Here is a 15,354-nt window from a genome sequence, read left to right as displayed (position 1 = left end):
ATTAGCAAGTCATGTCCGAAAACAGACAGAAACACGCAACTATTTGGCGCGCAATACATTTGCGGCATGGGCGCGGTTCGCGTGGGGCATCCGCGCCTGCCTGACAGGCACATATTCAAGTTGTAGATTGAGAGGGAAAACACATGGGCGAAGAACAAGCTTCAGAAGACACAAAGCCTGTGGGATTGATGGAAGGTGTCAACAAACCCGTATTTTTCTGGTCGGTCGGTCTGACCGCCATCTTCGTTCTGGCCGGCGTCATCTGGCCGCAAGGCTCCGCCAGCGTCTTCAGCGGGGTGCAGTCCTGGATCGTCACCGAACTCGGCTGGATCTACCTGCTGTCGGTGGCAATCTTTCTGATCTTCATGCTCTATCTCGGCTGCTCAAGCTATGGCCGCATCAAGCTCGGCCCGAACCATGCGGAGCCGGATTTTAGCTATGGCGCATGGTTCTCCATGCTCTTTGCCGCGGGCATGGGCATCGGGCTCGTCTTCTTCGGTGTCGCCGAACCCATCAAGCACTTTACCGCACCGCCCACCGGGGATCCCGCAACGATCGAGGCGGCGAGAACCGCGATGGAAATCAGCTATTTCCATTGGGGTCTGCATGCCTGGGCCGTCTATGCCGTGATCGGCCTGTCGCTGGCCTATTTCTCCTTCCGCCATGGCCTGCCGCTTACCATGCGCTCCGCTCTCTACCCGCTGATCGGTGACCGCATCTATGGCCCGATCGGCAATGCCGTCGATGTCTTCGCCGTCATCGGCACGCTTTTCGGTGTCGCAACATCGCTTGGGCTCGGGGTGTTGCAGGTCAATGCCGGTTTCAACCATGTTCTCGGCTGGCCAATCAACTTCTGGGTTCAACTGCCGCTCATCGCCATCATCACCGCCATGGCGACCATTTCGGTGGCGACCGGTCTCGACAAGGGCATCAAGTTCCTGTCGAACCTCAACATGCTGATGGCCGTGGCGCTGATGCTCTTCGTCTTCGTCATGGGGCCGACGACCTTCCTGATGCGCGCCTTCGTCCAGAACCTCGGCGCCTATCTCGATCATTTCGTCATGCGCACCTTCTACATGTATGCCTATTCGCCGGACGAAGGTCCGAGCAAATGGCTGGGAAGCTGGACGCTGTTCTATTGGGGCTGGTGGATCGCCTGGTCGCCCTTCGTCGGCATGTTCATTGCCCGCATTTCGCGCGGCCGCACCATTCGCGAATTCATCGCTGGCGTTCTGCTGGTGCCGGCAGGCTTCAGTTTCGCCTGGATGACGGTCTTTGGCGATACCGCGATCGCGTTTCACCTGACAGGCGCCACGACGGCTGTGTCGGACGCCGTTTCGAAGGACGTGACACTGGCGCTCTTCGTGTTCCTCGAACAGTTCCCACTCGGTCTTTATGTGTCCTGGTTCGCCATGGCGCTGATCGTCTTCTTCTTCGTCACCGGCGCGGATTCCTCTGCTCTCGTCATCGATACGCTGACATCGGGTGGACGCGAAGATGGACCGGTGGCGCGTCGCGTCTTCTGGGCGATCACGTCGGGCATCATCGGCGCGATCCTGCTTTACGCCGGCGGCCTCGATGCCCTGCAAACTGCCTCGATTGCCGGTGCGCTTCCCTTCACCTTCGTGATGCTCTTGATGTGCTGGGGTCTGTGGAAAGGGTTGCGGCGCGAGGGTGTGCGCCAGGATGCGCTTATCCAGAACCTAAGGCCACGCAACGCCATTTCCTGGCAGCGCCAGTTGCAGGGTATTCTCCACCATCCCTCGAAGGCCGAGGGCGAACGCTTCATGCGTGAGACGGCCACCGATGCGCTGCGCGCCGTCGCAGCGGAACTGGAAAAGCGCTCGCTGGTCACCACGCTTGCGGAAGAACCCGGCAAGCTGAAGCTGACGGTCGCGCCGGGTCAGCCGGAAGAATTCGTCTATGGTGTGCGCATGCGCCGTTACGAAACCCCGGGCTACAGCTTCTTCGAAAGCCAGAGCAACCGCAAACGCGCCGATTATTACTACCGGGCGGAGATCTACCTTCTCGATGGCGGCCAGAATTATGACGTCATGGAGTTCTCGAAGGACGAACTCATTCAGGATGTGCTCGAGCAATATGAACGGCACTTCCAGTATCTTCACGCCATCAGGGCGTAGCGCGAGAGGGCAGGCCACTCAACGAGCGGCCTGCTCTTTTCGATTGGAGAAGACAGGTTACGTAACTTCCAAAAGACCGGACACCTCTCGGTCGTCATCCTCGCCCTTGAGGCGAGGATGACGGCGAGGAGAAGTTCAGCCCGATCGCAACGCCCTGCGGAGAGAACCTCTCGTCCTTCAAGACACCTCAGGCCATGCGCCGCAACAGATTGGTGCGCCAGAAGAACTGGTGGACCAGCACGCCAAGAATGTGGAGCACGATGAGCGCCCAGAGCAGGAGCTTGATCGGCCCGCCGTGGAGCTCACCGGCAATATCATTGCCGAAGTAATATTTGCCGATGCCGCTCAGAGGCATGGCCAGGAAGATCGCATAGAAAGCCCAGTGCGTGACCTTGGCCACAAGCTTGGCGATCGGCGGCTCGTCTGCAGGCGCCTCCGGCACGCCCTGCACCAGCCGAAGACAGAGCCGCACAAGACAGAGAACCAGAACGGCAATCCCGACATAGGCATGAATATTGGCCGACGAAATATCATCCGGCGTGATTGGCTCACCACGGCGCATCAGCCGGTTCCAATGCTCCATGCCATCGGAAAAAATCAGGTTGAAGAGGATCAGCAGCGCCATCATCCAATGGAGCGCTTTCTGCGGTATGCTGTAGCCGGTGACCGTCGTTGAACCCATGAGGTTGCTCCATTGTGAGGTTTATGGAACTCACAATAAAAGCCGCATCGAGAAGGACAAGATGCGGCTTTTGAGCTTACAAAAATGTAATGTTCGGCGCCTGAAAAAACCGAGGGACCGAGTCCGGCGATTACATATGGATCGGCTTGAAGAAGGTTGCGAGTGCCGCTTCCTTCACCGCTTCCGACATGGTCGGGTGAGCGTGGCAGGTGCGACCCAGATCTTCCGACGAGCCGCTGAATTCCATCAGCACGGAGATTTCCTGGATCAGTTCGCCAGCGCCGAAGCCGAGAATGTGGCCACCGAGAACGCGATCGGTCTCCTTGTCGGCGAGGATCTTGACGAAGCCGTCGGTGACCTGCATGGCGCGCGCACGGCCATTGGCGGTGAAGGGAAACTTGCCAACCTTGTAGGCAATGCCCGCGGCCTTCAGTTCCTCTTCGGTCTTGCCGACGGAGGCGACTTCCGGCTGGGTGTAAACCACGCCCGGAATGACGTCGTAATTGACGTGACCATGCTGGCCGGCGAGGATTTCGGCAAGTGCCACGCCTTCATCTTCCGCCTTGTGTGCCAGCATCGGGCCCTTGACCACGTCGCCGATAGCATAGATGCCGGCAACATTGGTCTTGTAGTGACCGTCGATTTCGACGCGGCCGCGGCTATCGAGCGCGACGCCAGACTCAGCAAGACCGAGACCGTCGGTGTAGGGCTTGCGGCCGGTGGAGATCAGAACCACATCGGCTTCCAGCGTTTCAGCTGCGCCGCCCTTGACCGGCTCGAACGTGACCTTGGCGCCAGTGCCGGTCTTTTCGACCGCCGTCACCTTGGCGCCGAGCTTGAAGTCGATGCCCTGCTTGGCAAACAGGCGCTGCGCCTGCTTGGAAAGCTCGCCATCCATGCTGCCGAGAATGTTGTCGAGGTACTCGACGACGGTGACCTTGGCGCCGAGGCGCTGCCAGACGGAACCGAGTTCGAGACCGATGACACCGCCGCCGACGACGATGAGCTTCTCCGGAACCTTTGGAAGCGCGATTGCGCCGGTCGAGGAGACGATGACCTGCTCGTCAAGATCGACCTGAACGCCTGGAATGCCGGCGACATCCGAACCGGTGGCAATCACGATGTTCTTGGTTTCCAGTTCCTGCACCGAGCCATCTTCGGCGGTGACGGACACCTTACCGGCGGACACGACCTTGCCGGTGCCCTGGAACGCATCGATCTTGTTCTTCTTGAACAGGAAGGCCACGCCATCGACATTGGCCTTCACCACGCCGTCCTTGTGCCCCATCATCTTGTCGAGGTTCAGCGTCGGTGCCGCCACTTCGATGCCGAGGCTATCCATGCCATGGGCAACATGGGCAAACATTTCAGAGGCATGCAGCAGAGCCTTGGAGGGAATGCAGCCAACGTTCAGGCAGGTGCCGCCATAGGTCGCGCGCTTTTCGACCACAGCAACCTTGAGACCGAGCTGTGCAGCCTTGACGGCGCAAACATAACCGCCGGGGCCGGTACCGATAACAACTACATCATAAGCCATTTGATTTCCTTCATTGTTGGGCAGCTATCTGCCGCCGCTCACATTCAATAGAGCGCCCGTCACATAGGACGCCTCGGGCGAAAGGAGGTAGAGGACCGCATCTGCGATCTCCTGAGCAGTACCGGGTCTTTGCATGGGCACGATGGGCGCCAGATCCTTGGCGCGGTTCGGCAGCCCACCCGATGCATGGATGTCGGTATCGATGATGCCGGGGCGGATCGCGTTGACGCGAATGCCCTCAGTTGCAACTTCCCGCGACAGCCCGATGGTGAACGTATCCACAGCACCCTTGGAAGCGGCATAATCGACATATTGGCCGCCACTTCCCAGGACTGCTGCCATCGATGAAATATTGACGATCGAACCGCCGCGCCCGCCGTGCTTGGTGGACATGCGCTTGACCGCCTCGGACGCGCAGCGGATCTTGCCGATGACGTTGATCGCAAACATCCGGTCGAGCCGCTCGCGCGAAAACTCCTCGACGCGAGCCGTCTGATCGACGACGCCGGCATTGTTGACCAGCCCGTCGATGCGACCGAAACGGCTATCCAGTGCGGCAAAGATCGAGGCGATGCCGTCTTCCGTTCCCGTGTCGCCCTGCACGATATGGGCAGTGCCGCCATCGCGGGCAATATCATCGGCCACGCTTTGTGCCGCCGCTTCGTTGGTGGCGTAATTGATGAGCACACGCCAGCCGCGTTTGGCGGCAAGACGCGCGGTGGCCGCACCAATACCACGGCTGCCACCCGTCACGAGAAGAACCGGACCCTCAGTCATCAGCGCCTACCCTGCCGTGTCGCAACTGCATGTCAGGCTGCTTTTTCGGTTGCGAGCTTGATGCCAAGCGAAATGAAGACCACGCCGCTGGTGCGGTCGATCCACTGGCTGGCGCGCGCAAAGGCCGCACGCATGCGCGGCGTCGTCATGAACAGGCTGACGCCGACGAACCATGCAATCAGGCAGCTTGCCATGACGATGCCGTAGCCGAACTTGATCATGACCGGCGTGTGGGCATGAACCACCGTCGAGAAGATCGAGAGGAAGAAGAAGACCGGCTTCGGGTTCAAGGCATTGGCGGCAAAGCCGAGCGTGAAGGATTTAAGGCCGGATTGGCGCTTATGCGCCACCGCATTGTCCGAAACCTCTGGAAGCTCCATCTTGCCGGCGCGCAGGGCCTTGATGCCGATATAGATCAGGTAGGCGACGCCGAGCCACTTGACGATATTGAAGAGGTAGATCGACTGCGAGATGATCAGGCCAAGACCGAGGATGGTGTAGGTTACGTGGAACATCAAGGATGTGCCGATGCCGAAGCTGGTGATGATGGCTTCGCGACGTCCATGCACCATGGCCTGGCGCATCACCATGGCCAGGTCCGCACCGGGAGAGACGATCGCGAAGGCAAAGATTGCCATCAGGGATGCAAGCTCAATTAGATACTGGTGCATGATTTGCCAGCCCTCAGAACATCAAAACGAAGAACATCAGCAGCAAGCCGATCATCGATCCTACCCACACGAGCGACCGCACGTAAGGGATGCCCATCAGATAAAGTGGAATGTAGATGATGCGGCACACCAGCCAGAGCCAGGCACCGATCAGCGCAATGCCGGACGGATCGCCTGCCATGATCACACCGAAGGCAAGGGCGATGAAGGCCGGATAGGTCTCGCGGAAATTGGCCGAAGCCCGTTCGGCGCGGCCTGCAAGCTTGCCCGTGGGCTTGCGATCATCGTCGCGAGCACTGGCATTCCACTCGCGCCCAAGCTCCTTGGTCGCGATCAGCGCCTGCGACGTCACATGCACCACGAGAATCAGAACGCTCAAGCCAATGAGCGGCAGAAAGGGCGACGCGGCGAGAAATGTCGGTTCCAAGAAGGGCGCTCCTGACGAGAATTCAGCGGGATTTCACTTGAAACCCCGCTGAAACGAAAAGCAAGTCGATTAGAGATCGAGAACCAGACGTTCCGGATCTTCCAGGCTTTCCTTGACGCGAACGAGGAAGGTTACGGCTTCCTTGCCGTCAACGATACGGTGATCGTAGGAGAGTGCCAGATACATCATCGGACGGATGACGACCTGACCGCCGATGGCGACCGGACGCTCCTGGATCTTGTGCATGCCGAGAATACCGGACTGCGGTGCGTTGAGGATCGGCGAGGACATCAGCGAGCCATAGACGCCACCATTGGTGATGGTGAAGGTGCCGCCCTGCATGTCGGCCATGCCGAGCGAGCCATCGCGGGCTGCCTTGGCAAGACGACCGAGTTCCTTTTCGACGCCGGCGATGGAGAGCTGATCTGCATCGCGGATGACCGGAACGACAAGACCCTTGTCCGTGCCGACAGCCATGCCGACGTGACAATAGTTCTTGTAGATGATGTCATTGCCGTCGATTTCGGCGTTGACCGCAGGCAGTTCCTTCAGCGCGTGGGTCACGGCCTTGGTAAAGAAGCCCATGAAGCCAAGCTTCACGCCGTGCTTCTTCTCAAACACGTCCTTGTAGCGGTTACGCAGGTCCATCACCGCCTTCATGTCCACCTCGTTATAGGTGGTCAGCATGGCAGCGGTGTTCTGGGCGTCCTTGAGGCGACGAGCGATCGTCTGGCGCAGGCGCGTCATCTTCACGCGCTCTTCGCGAACGGCATCCTGCTCTGCAGAAACCGGACGCGGTGCAGCGACCGGTGCCGGAGCAGCGGCCGGACCGGAAACGCCCTTGGCGACGGCCGCCAGAACGTCACCCTTCAGAACCTGGCCGCGCTTGCCCGAACCATCGACCTGATCGGCAGACAGATTGTTTTCGGACAGAAGCTTTCCGGCAGCAGGCGCTGGCGGAACAGAACCGGAAGCAGCAGGGGCAGGTGCAGCAGCAGCCGGTGCGGCGGCAGGCGCAGGTGCAGCTGGAGCGGCAGCCGGTGCAGGCGCGGAGGTGGAAGCACCAGCAGCGCCTTCGGCGATCTGGCCGAGCAGCGCGTCGAGACCGACGGTTTCGCCATTCTGGGCGACGATTTCAGTCAGAACGCCGGACGCAGGGGCTGGGACTTCGACGGTAACCTTGTCGGTTTCCAGTTCGACCAGCGGCTCGTCAGCCTTGACGGTATCGCCGACTTTCTTGAACCAGGTGCCGACAGTTGCTTCGCTGACGGACTCACCCAGTGTTGGTACGCGGATTTCAGTGGCCATGTTATCGTTCCGTTATTCAGGTGTCTTTGTTGCGAGGGTCGAAGCGGGAGAGTGATTACTCTCCCAATGCGTCTTCGAGGAACGCAGCAAGCTGCGCCAGATGCTTGGACATCAGGCCGGTCGCCGGAGAGGCGGCAGCCGGACGGCCCGTGTAACGGACCTTCTGGTACTTGGCGTCGATATGCGCCAGAACCCATTCGAGATACGGGTCGATGAAGGACCACGCGCCCATGTTCTTCGGCTCTTCCTGGCACCAGACCATCTCCGCATTGCGGAAGCGGGACAGCTCGTTGATGAGCGCCTTGGCCGGGAACGGATAGAGCTGTTCGATGCGCAGCAGGTAGACATCGTCCACACCACGCTTTTCGCGCTCTTCCAGAAGGTCGTAATAAACCTTGCCGGTGCAGAGGACGACGCGACGGATCTTGGAATCCTTCTGCAGCTTGATCGGACCGTCCTTGATGACTTCCGCATCGTCCCACAGCAGACGGTGGAAGGAGGATTCGCCCGCCATTTCCGTCAGAGACGAGGTCGCACGCTTGTGGCGCAGCAGGGACTTCGGCGTCATCATGATCAGCGGCTTGCGGAAGTCGCGCTTCACCTGACGGCGCAGAATGTGGAAGTAGTTGGCAGGCGTGGTGCAGTTGGCAACCTGCATGTTGTCTTCGGCGCAAAGCTGGAGGAAACGCTCCAGACGCGCAGAGGAGTGCTCCGGACCCTGACCTTCATAGCCATGCGGCAGAAGGCAGACGAGACCGGACATGCGAAGCCACTTGCGTTCACCAGACGAAATGAACTGATCGAACACCACCTGCGCACCGTTGGCGAAGTCGCCGAACTGGGCTTCCCAGAGGGTCAGCGCATTCGGACGGGCCAGCGAGTAACCGTATTCGAAACCGAGAACGGCTTCTTCCGACAGCATCGAGTTGATGACTTCGTAACGCGCCTGGGTCGGCGACAGGTTCGCCAGCGGGATGTAACGCTCTTCGGTTTCCTGATCGTAGAGAACCGAGTGACGCTGCGAGAAGGTGCCGCGTTCGCAATCCTGACCGGAAAGACGGATCTTGTGGCCGTCGACCGCAAGCGAACCGAAGGCAAAGGCTTCGGCCATCGCCCAATCGATCCCTTCGCCGGTCTCAACCATCTGCGCGCGGTTTTCCATGAAGCGCTGGATCGTGCGGTGGGCGGTGAAGCCTTCCGGTATCGTCGACAGCTTCTTGCCGATTTCCTTCAGCTGCTTCATCGGCACGCCGGTCTTGCCACGACGCTGCTCATCGGCATTGTCGGCGGCGCGCAGACCCGACCACTGACCGTCCAGCCAGTCGGCCTTGTTCGGCTTGTAGCTCTGGCCAGCTTCGAATTCCTGCTCCAGATGGCCGCGCCAGTCTGCCTTCATCTTTTCGAATTCGCCTTCGTTCATCAGCCCTTCGGCGATGAGGCGGTCGGCATAGATGCGGGCAACGGTCTTGTGACCACGAATGACCTTGTACATCTTCGGCTGCGTGAACGCTGGCTCATCGCCTTCGTTATGGCCGAAGCGGCGGTAGCAGAACATGTCGATGACGACAGGCTTGTGGAACTTCATGCGATATTCGGTCGCGATCTTGGCCGCATAGACCACCGCTTCCGGATCGTCGCCATTGACGTGGAAGATCGGCGCTTCGATCATCTTGGCAACGTCGGACGGATAGGGCGACGAGCGCGAGAAGGCCGGGTTCGTCGTAAAGCCGATCTGGTTGTTGATGATGAAGTGCATGGTGCCGGCAACGCGGTGACCGCGAAGACCGGACAGTCCGAGAATTTCGGCAACAACGCCCTGACCTGCGAAGGCGGCATCGCCATGCAGGAGCAGCGGCAGAACCTTGGCGCGCTCGGACAACGGAATGGTGTCGCCATCCCAGATCTTGGCAAGCTGGTCCTGCTTGGCGCGCGCCTTGCCCATGACGACAGGGTTTACGATTTCCAGGTGCGAGGGGTTTGCCGTCAACGACAGGTGAACCTTGTTGCCGTCGAACTCGCGGTCGGAAGAGGCACCGAGGTGGTACTTCACGTCGCCCGAACCTTCCACGTCGTCAGGCTTGAAGGAGCCACCCTTGAACTCGTGGAACACGGCGCGATGCGGCTTGCCCATGACGTTGGTCAGAACGTTCAGACGGCCACGGTGCGCCATGCCGAGAACGACTTCTTCCAGACCGTCCTGGCCGCCGCGCTTGATGATCTGTTCCAGCGCCGGGATCAGCGATTCACCGCCATCCAGACCGAAACGCTTGGTGCCCTTGAAACGCACGTCGAGGAACTGCTCGTAGCCTTCGGCTTCGACGAGCTTCGACAGGATCGCCTTCTTGCCTTCGGCGGTGAAGGCAACGCCCTTGTCGGCACCTTCGATACGTTCCTGGATCCAGCCCTTCTCATCCGGGTTGGACATGTGCATGAACTCGACGCCCATGGTGGAGCAGTAGGTGCGCTCCAGAATATCGATCATTTCGCGGACGGTCGCGTATTCGAGACCGAGCACGTTATCGATGAAAATCTTGCGGTCGTAGTCGCTCTCTTCGAAGCCGTAGGACTTCGGCGACAACTCGTTATAATCCTCGACAGCGCTGGCAATGCCGAGCGGATCGAGCTTCGCATGCAGGTGGCCGCGCATGCGGTAGGCGCGGATCATCATGATGGCGCGAACGCTATCACGGGTCGCCTGCAGCACTTCGGCTTCGCTGACGGGCTTGCCGGTTTCGGCGCCCTTGGCTTCGGCCTTGGCCTGAACCTTCCTTTCGATGGCCTTTTCGACCGTCGCCCAGTTGCCGTCGAGTGCGGAAATCAGCTCGCCGCCAGCCGCGATCGGCCAGTTGGAGCGCTTCCAGGAGGCGCCCTTGGCGGCCTTCTTCACATCGTCGGGATTGTCGGACAGACCCTTGAAGAAACTCTGCCACTCAGGCGATACCGAGGAAGGGTCCTCTTCGTACCGGGCATAGAGCTGCTCGATATAGGCCGCATTCGCGCCGTCGAGAAACGACGTGATCTGAAACTGCTCGTTGGCTTCTTGCCTTGCCATTGTTTTTTCGCGGACGTGATGGTCCGCCTCCTCAATCCCGTTGATGGCCATTCGCGACCGGTCGCTTGCATTCTTGCCGCTTGAGCATCGCCGCATGTCTCAGAGGACATGCCGAAACGCTCGAAAGTCTTTGGTCTTGCATACCGGACGCGAAAACCGGTCGACCCATGGTGATCAGGCTCTTGCGTCCGTCTTCATGCGGCTTCGGGCAGGCCGCCGTTTCCAGCCCCTGCCCGCTGCCAGATTGTGTCAGTCTCAGCCCTTGAGGACTTCGACCAGCGTCTTGCCAAGGCGTGCCGGAGAGGGCGAAACCTTGATGCCCGCTGCTTCCATGGCAGCGATCTTCGATTCTGCGTCGCCCTTGCCGCCGGAAACGACAGCACCGGCGTGGCCCATGGTACGGCCCTTCGGCGCGGTACGACCGGCAATGAAGCCAGCCATCGGCTTCTTGCGGCCCTTCTTGGCTTCGTCGATCAGGAACTGGGCTGCATCTTCTTCAGCCGAGCCGCCGATTTCGCCGATCATGATGATCGAGGTCGTGGCTTCGTCTGCGAGGAACATTTCCAGCACGTCGATGAATTCGGTGCCCTTGACCGGGTCGCCACCGATACCGACAGCCGTCGTCTGGCCGAGGCCTTCGTTGGATGTCTGGAACACGGCTTCATAGGTCAGCGTGCCGGAGCGCGAGACGATACCAACCGAACCCTTGCGGAAGATCGAGCCCGGCATGATGCCGATCTTGCATTCTTCCGGCGTCAGGATACCTGGGCAGTTCGGGCCGAGCAGGCGCGAGCTGGAACGGTCGAGGCGAGCCTTGACGCGAACCATGTCTGCAACCGGAATACCTTCGGTGATGCAGGTGATGAACGGGATCTCGGCGTCGATCGCTTCGATGATCGCGTCAGCAGCGCCTGCTGGCGGAACGTAGATCACGGATGCGTCTGCACCGGTCTTTTCCTTGGCTTCGGCAACGGTTGCGAAGATCGGCAGGGTTTCGCCCTTGGAGCCGGTCCAGTTGGTGCCGCCCTTGGAGGGGTGGATACCGCCGACCATCTGCGTGCCGTAATAGGCAAGAGCCTGTTCGGTGTGGAACGTACCGGTCTTGCCGGTCAGGCCCTGCACGAGGATCTTTGTGTCTTTATTGACGAGAATGGACATTAATCAGGATCCTTAAAAATTAGCCGTTGACCGCGGCGACGATCTTCTTGGCAGCATCGTCCAGATCGTCGGCAGCCGTGATGGCGAGGCCGGATTCGTTCAGGATCTTCTTGCCAAGTTCGACATTCGTGCCTTCCAGGCGCACGACGAGCGGAACCTTCAGACCGACTTCCTTCACGGCGGCGATAACGCCTTCAGCGATGACGTCGCACTTCATGATGCCGCCGAAGATGTTGACGAGGATGCCCTCGACCTTCGGGTCTGCGGTGATGATCTTGAAGGCTGCAGCGACCTTCTCCTTGCCAGCGCCACCGCCGACGTCGCAGAAGTTTGCAGGCTCTTTGCCGTAAAGCTTGATGATGTCCATCGTCGCCATGGCAAGACCGGCGCCATTGACCATGCAGCCGATGTTGCCGTCGAGCGCCACGTAAGCGAGGTCCCACTTGGAGGCTTCGATTTCCTTGGCGTCTTCTTCGGTCTCGTCGCGCAGCGCCTTGATGTCGTCATGGCGGAACAGCGCGTTGCCATCGAAGGAAACCTTGGCGTCGAGAACGCGCAGATGGCCATTTTCCATGACGATCAGCGGGTTGATCTCGAGCAGCGCCATGTCCTTGTCGACGAAGGCCTTGTAGAGAACCGGGAAGAGCGACTTGGCGTCTTCGGCAGCAACGCCGTCAAGTTCGAGCGCGCTGGAAATCTTGGCAACGTCTTCAGCCGTCACGCCGGCTTCCGGATCGATGGCGATCGTGTGGATTTTCTCAGGCGTGTCATGCGCGACAGCTTCGATGTCCATGCCGCCTTCGGTCGAAACGACGAAGGCAACCTTGCCGACGGAGCGATCAACGAGCAGCGAGCAATAGAGTTCGCGAGCGATGTCTGCGCCGTCTTCGATGTAGAGACGGTTGACCTGCTTGCCCGCGTCGCCCGTCTGGGCGGTGACCAGCGTGTTGCCGAGCATGTCCTTGGCGTGGGAAACGACTTCCTCGATAGACTTTGCCAGACGAACGCCGCCCTTGGCATCGGGACCGAGTTCCTTGAACTTGCCCTTGCCGCGGCCACCAGCGTGGATCTGGCTCTTGACCACGTAGAGCGGGCCGGGAAGCTGCTTGGCGGCAGCTTCGGCTTCTTCGACCTTGAGGATGGCAACCCCTTCGGCAACCGGCGCACCATAGCCCTTCAGAAGAGCCTTGGCCTGATATTCATGAATATTCATGGGTTATTCCCTGTTTACAGCCTGAGAGGCAATTACTTCAGCGACGGAGCGATGTTGACGCAGGCTTCGCAAAGACCGGCAACGGCACCGACGGACTTCTGGAAGGCTGCTTCCTCGTCCTTGTTGAGTTCGATCTCGATGATGCGCTCGATACCGCCCGCACCAATCACCGTCGGCACGCCGACATACATGTCGTTGACGCCGTACTGGCCGGACAGATAGGCGGCAGCAGGCAGAACGCGCTTCTTGTCCTTGAGGTAGGATTCGGCCATCTCGATGGCGGAAGCGGCAGGTGCGTAGTAGGCGGAACCGGTCTTCAGGAGACCAACGATTTCCGCGCCGCCGTCACGGGTGCGCTGGATGATCTGCTCGAGACGCTCAGCCGAGACCCAGCCGAGCTTGACGAGGTCGGTCAGCGGAATGCCGGCAACGGTGGAGTAACGGGCAAGCGGCACCATCGTGTCGCCGTGGCCGCCGAGAACGAAGGCGGTGACGTCTTCAACCGAAACGTTGAACTCTTCGGAGAGGAAGAGGCGGAAACGGGCGCTGTCGAGAACGCCGGCCATGCCGACGACCTTGTTCTTCGGCAGGCCGGAGAACTTCTGCAGAGCCCAGACCATGGCGTCGAGCGGGTTGGTGATGCAGATCACGAAAGCATTGGGGGCGTACTTCTTGATGCCCGCGCCAACCTGTTCCATGACCTTGAGGTTGATGCCGAGAAGATCGTCGCGGCTCATGCCGGGCTTACGTGCAACGCCTGCGGTGACGATGCAAACGTCTGCACCTTCGATGGCAGCGTAATCGGACGCGCCGGTGAGCTTTGCGTTGAAGCCTTCGACCGGGCCGGACTGGGCAATATCCAGACCTTTACCCTGCGGAATACCGTCAGCAATATCGAAGAGGACGATATCGCCCAATTCCTTCAGGCTGGCGAGATGCGCCAGCGTGCCGCCGATCATGCCAGAACCAATAAGTGCAATCTTTTTGCGAGACATCGAATGCTTCCTCTTAAGCTTCAACTCAATTTTCCGCAGACGGACTGCGGCTGAAATTGTCGCACTCGGCTTAGACGCATTGGCCAAAAATGGCAACCGATTCTTTCAGAGCAAGGTTTTTCAATCGTTTAGATGATAAAATTCTTACGTAAACGTAATATATTATGTCATTAAAGCGTCACGCTGCATGACGCTTTTCGTTGTGCAGTGCGAGATAGTCGGCGCTGCGCATCTCAAATAGACGCGATGCCGTGCGATCGAACTCGAAACCTTCCGTGCCCTTTCTGGTGCCTAAAAGGTCCTCCGGCATGGCGGCGGCGGAGGCGAAAAGCCGAACGGTGTGATCGTAAAGCGCGTCGATCAGGATGATGAAACGCTTGGTCTCATTGCGGCGGTCCGCGCTCAGCAGCGGAATATGATCGATAAAGACGGTATCGAACCGATCGGCAATGGCCAGAAAATCGGACGCGCCGAGCGGCTTCTCGCAAAGATCGCGGAAGGTGAAGCGCGCCACCCGTCCCGCTGCGCGCGGCACGAGGACGGAACGACCCTTCATCTCGATCTCCACCGGGGCAACGACCTGACCTGCAGTCAGATGATGCCAGGCCATGTCCATCGCCTGATCGGCAGCGCCATCGAGCGGCGTCACATAGACAGGCAGGCTTTTGACCTTCTCCATGCGGTAATCGATCGGGCTATCGAGCGAAACGACTTCGACATTCTGCTTGAGGAGATCGATGAAGGGCAGGAAAAGACCGCGATTGAGACCGTCCTTGTAGAGATTGTCCGGCACGACATTGGAAGTGGTGACCAGCGTACAGCCATTGGCGAAGAGCTCGGTGAAGAGCCGCGCAAGGATCATCGCGTCGGCAATGTCCGTGACGGTGAATTCGTCGAAGCAGAGCAGCTCGGCTTCGGCAAGCAATTGCGCGGCGACCGGCGGAATAGGATCGGCCTGTTTGGTCTCGCCGTTCTTCAGCTTCTGCCGGTGGGCGTGGACGCGATTATGCACATCGGCCATGAATTCATGGAAATGGCAGCGGCGCTTCTTCTCCACCGGCGCCATCTGGAAGAACATGTCCATCAGCATCGTCTTGCCGCGCCCAACGCTGCCATGGACATAGAGCCCCCTGACGGACGGCGAGGCGGCGGCCTTGCGGGCAAACATCCAGCCAAGCGCGCTCTTCTTCTTCGCGGGCTTGCGCAGCTTCAGGTCGGAGAGGATTCTGTCGAGGTGGGCTGCAACGCCGAGTTGGGCGGCATCGGCCTTCAACTCGCCGGACGCCGTCAATGCGTTGAGTTGCTCAACGACACTATGGTTGTAGTCCGGCACTCGCTGCATGGAGAAAGACCCCGCGCGCGAAGCGCACGTCGCTTACAGCGGACGCGCGCT

12 protein-coding genes are annotated in these 15,354 nt (G+C 59.7%); 1 reads left to right on the top strand and 11 read right to left on the bottom strand.

The features are described 5' to 3' along the window. Nucleotides 1–143 precede the first annotated feature (143 nt). Entirely contained in the window at nucleotides 144–2,141 is a 1,998-nt protein-coding gene (locus AC07U5_RS02210) for a BCCT family transporter (RefSeq protein ID WP_494722167.1), read from the top strand. Between the two features lie 187 nt (nucleotides 2,142–2,328). On the opposite strand, the gene AC07U5_RS02205 is transcribed toward AC07U5_RS02210, so the two are convergent. The 11 genes from AC07U5_RS02205 to zapE all read right to left on the bottom strand — a co-directional run bounded on the left by AC07U5_RS02205 (nucleotide 2,329) and on the right by zapE (nucleotide 15,303). Continuing rightward, nucleotides 2,329–2,823: a cytochrome b gene (locus AC07U5_RS02205; RefSeq protein ID WP_333630327.1), complete on the bottom strand. Its 495-nt coding sequence runs from the start codon at nucleotides 2,821–2,823 to the stop codon at nucleotides 2,329–2,331. A 130-nt stretch (nucleotides 2,824–2,953) separates the two neighbouring features. Continuing rightward, nucleotides 2,954–4,360 carry a dihydrolipoyl dehydrogenase gene (gene lpdA / locus AC07U5_RS02200; RefSeq protein WP_062424881.1) on the bottom strand — a complete coding sequence of 469 codons (1,407 nt, stop codon included), beginning with the start codon at nucleotides 4,358–4,360 and terminating at the stop codon, nucleotides 2,954–2,956. Nucleotides 4,361–4,384: 24 nt separating this feature from the next. Next, nucleotides 4,385–5,137, bottom strand: a complete 753-nt coding sequence (locus AC07U5_RS02195; RefSeq protein ID WP_494722166.1) for an SDR family oxidoreductase — start codon at nucleotides 5,135–5,137, stop codon at nucleotides 4,385–4,387. A 32-nt stretch (nucleotides 5,138–5,169) separates the two neighbouring features. Next, nucleotides 5,170–5,808 carry a LysE family translocator gene (locus AC07U5_RS02190; RefSeq protein WP_494722165.1) on the bottom strand — a complete coding sequence of 213 codons (639 nt, stop codon included), beginning with the start codon at nucleotides 5,806–5,808 and terminating at the stop codon, nucleotides 5,170–5,172. A 13-nt stretch (nucleotides 5,809–5,821) separates the two neighbouring features. Continuing rightward, nucleotides 5,822–6,235, bottom strand: coding sequence for an MAPEG family protein (locus tag AC07U5_RS02185; protein WP_494722164.1), 414 nt, complete (start codon nucleotides 6,233–6,235; stop codon nucleotides 5,822–5,824). Between the two features lie 69 nt (nucleotides 6,236–6,304). After that, the gene (odhB, locus tag AC07U5_RS02180) at nucleotides 6,305–7,543 is read right to left on the bottom strand and encodes a 2-oxoglutarate dehydrogenase complex dihydrolipoyllysine-residue succinyltransferase (RefSeq protein ID WP_494722163.1); all 1,239 of its coding nucleotides are present in this window, start codon (nucleotides 7,541–7,543) and stop codon (nucleotides 6,305–6,307) included. A 55-nt stretch (nucleotides 7,544–7,598) separates the two neighbouring features. Next, a complete protein-coding gene (locus AC07U5_RS02175; RefSeq protein WP_494722162.1) occupies nucleotides 7,599–10,595 on the bottom strand; it encodes a 2-oxoglutarate dehydrogenase E1 component in 2,997 nt (998 codons plus the stop codon). A 255-nt stretch (nucleotides 10,596–10,850) separates the two neighbouring features. Next, nucleotides 10,851–11,753 carry a succinate--CoA ligase subunit alpha gene (gene sucD, locus AC07U5_RS02170; RefSeq protein WP_062424886.1) on the bottom strand — a complete coding sequence of 301 codons (903 nt, stop codon included), beginning with the start codon at nucleotides 11,751–11,753 and terminating at the stop codon, nucleotides 10,851–10,853. 19 nt (nucleotides 11,754–11,772) lie between these two features. Further along, nucleotides 11,773–12,966, bottom strand: coding sequence for an ADP-forming succinate--CoA ligase subunit beta (gene sucC / locus AC07U5_RS02165; protein WP_062424887.1), 1,194 nt, complete (start codon nucleotides 12,964–12,966; stop codon nucleotides 11,773–11,775). A 32-nt stretch (nucleotides 12,967–12,998) separates the two neighbouring features. Then, a complete protein-coding gene (mdh, locus tag AC07U5_RS02160; protein WP_062424888.1) occupies nucleotides 12,999–13,961 on the bottom strand; it encodes a malate dehydrogenase in 963 nt (320 codons plus the stop codon). A gap of 178 nt (nucleotides 13,962–14,139) precedes the next feature. After that, a complete protein-coding gene (gene zapE, locus AC07U5_RS02155; RefSeq protein ID WP_494722161.1) occupies nucleotides 14,140–15,303 on the bottom strand; it encodes a cell division protein ZapE in 1,164 nt (387 codons plus the stop codon). Nucleotides 15,304–15,354 lie beyond the last annotated feature (51 nt).

It is taken from the genome of Agrobacterium sp. GW821-FHT02D03 (assembly GCF_059421725.1).
Note: the sequence above shows the minus strand (reverse complement) of the source record. Positions and strands in the feature narration are given on the sequence as shown.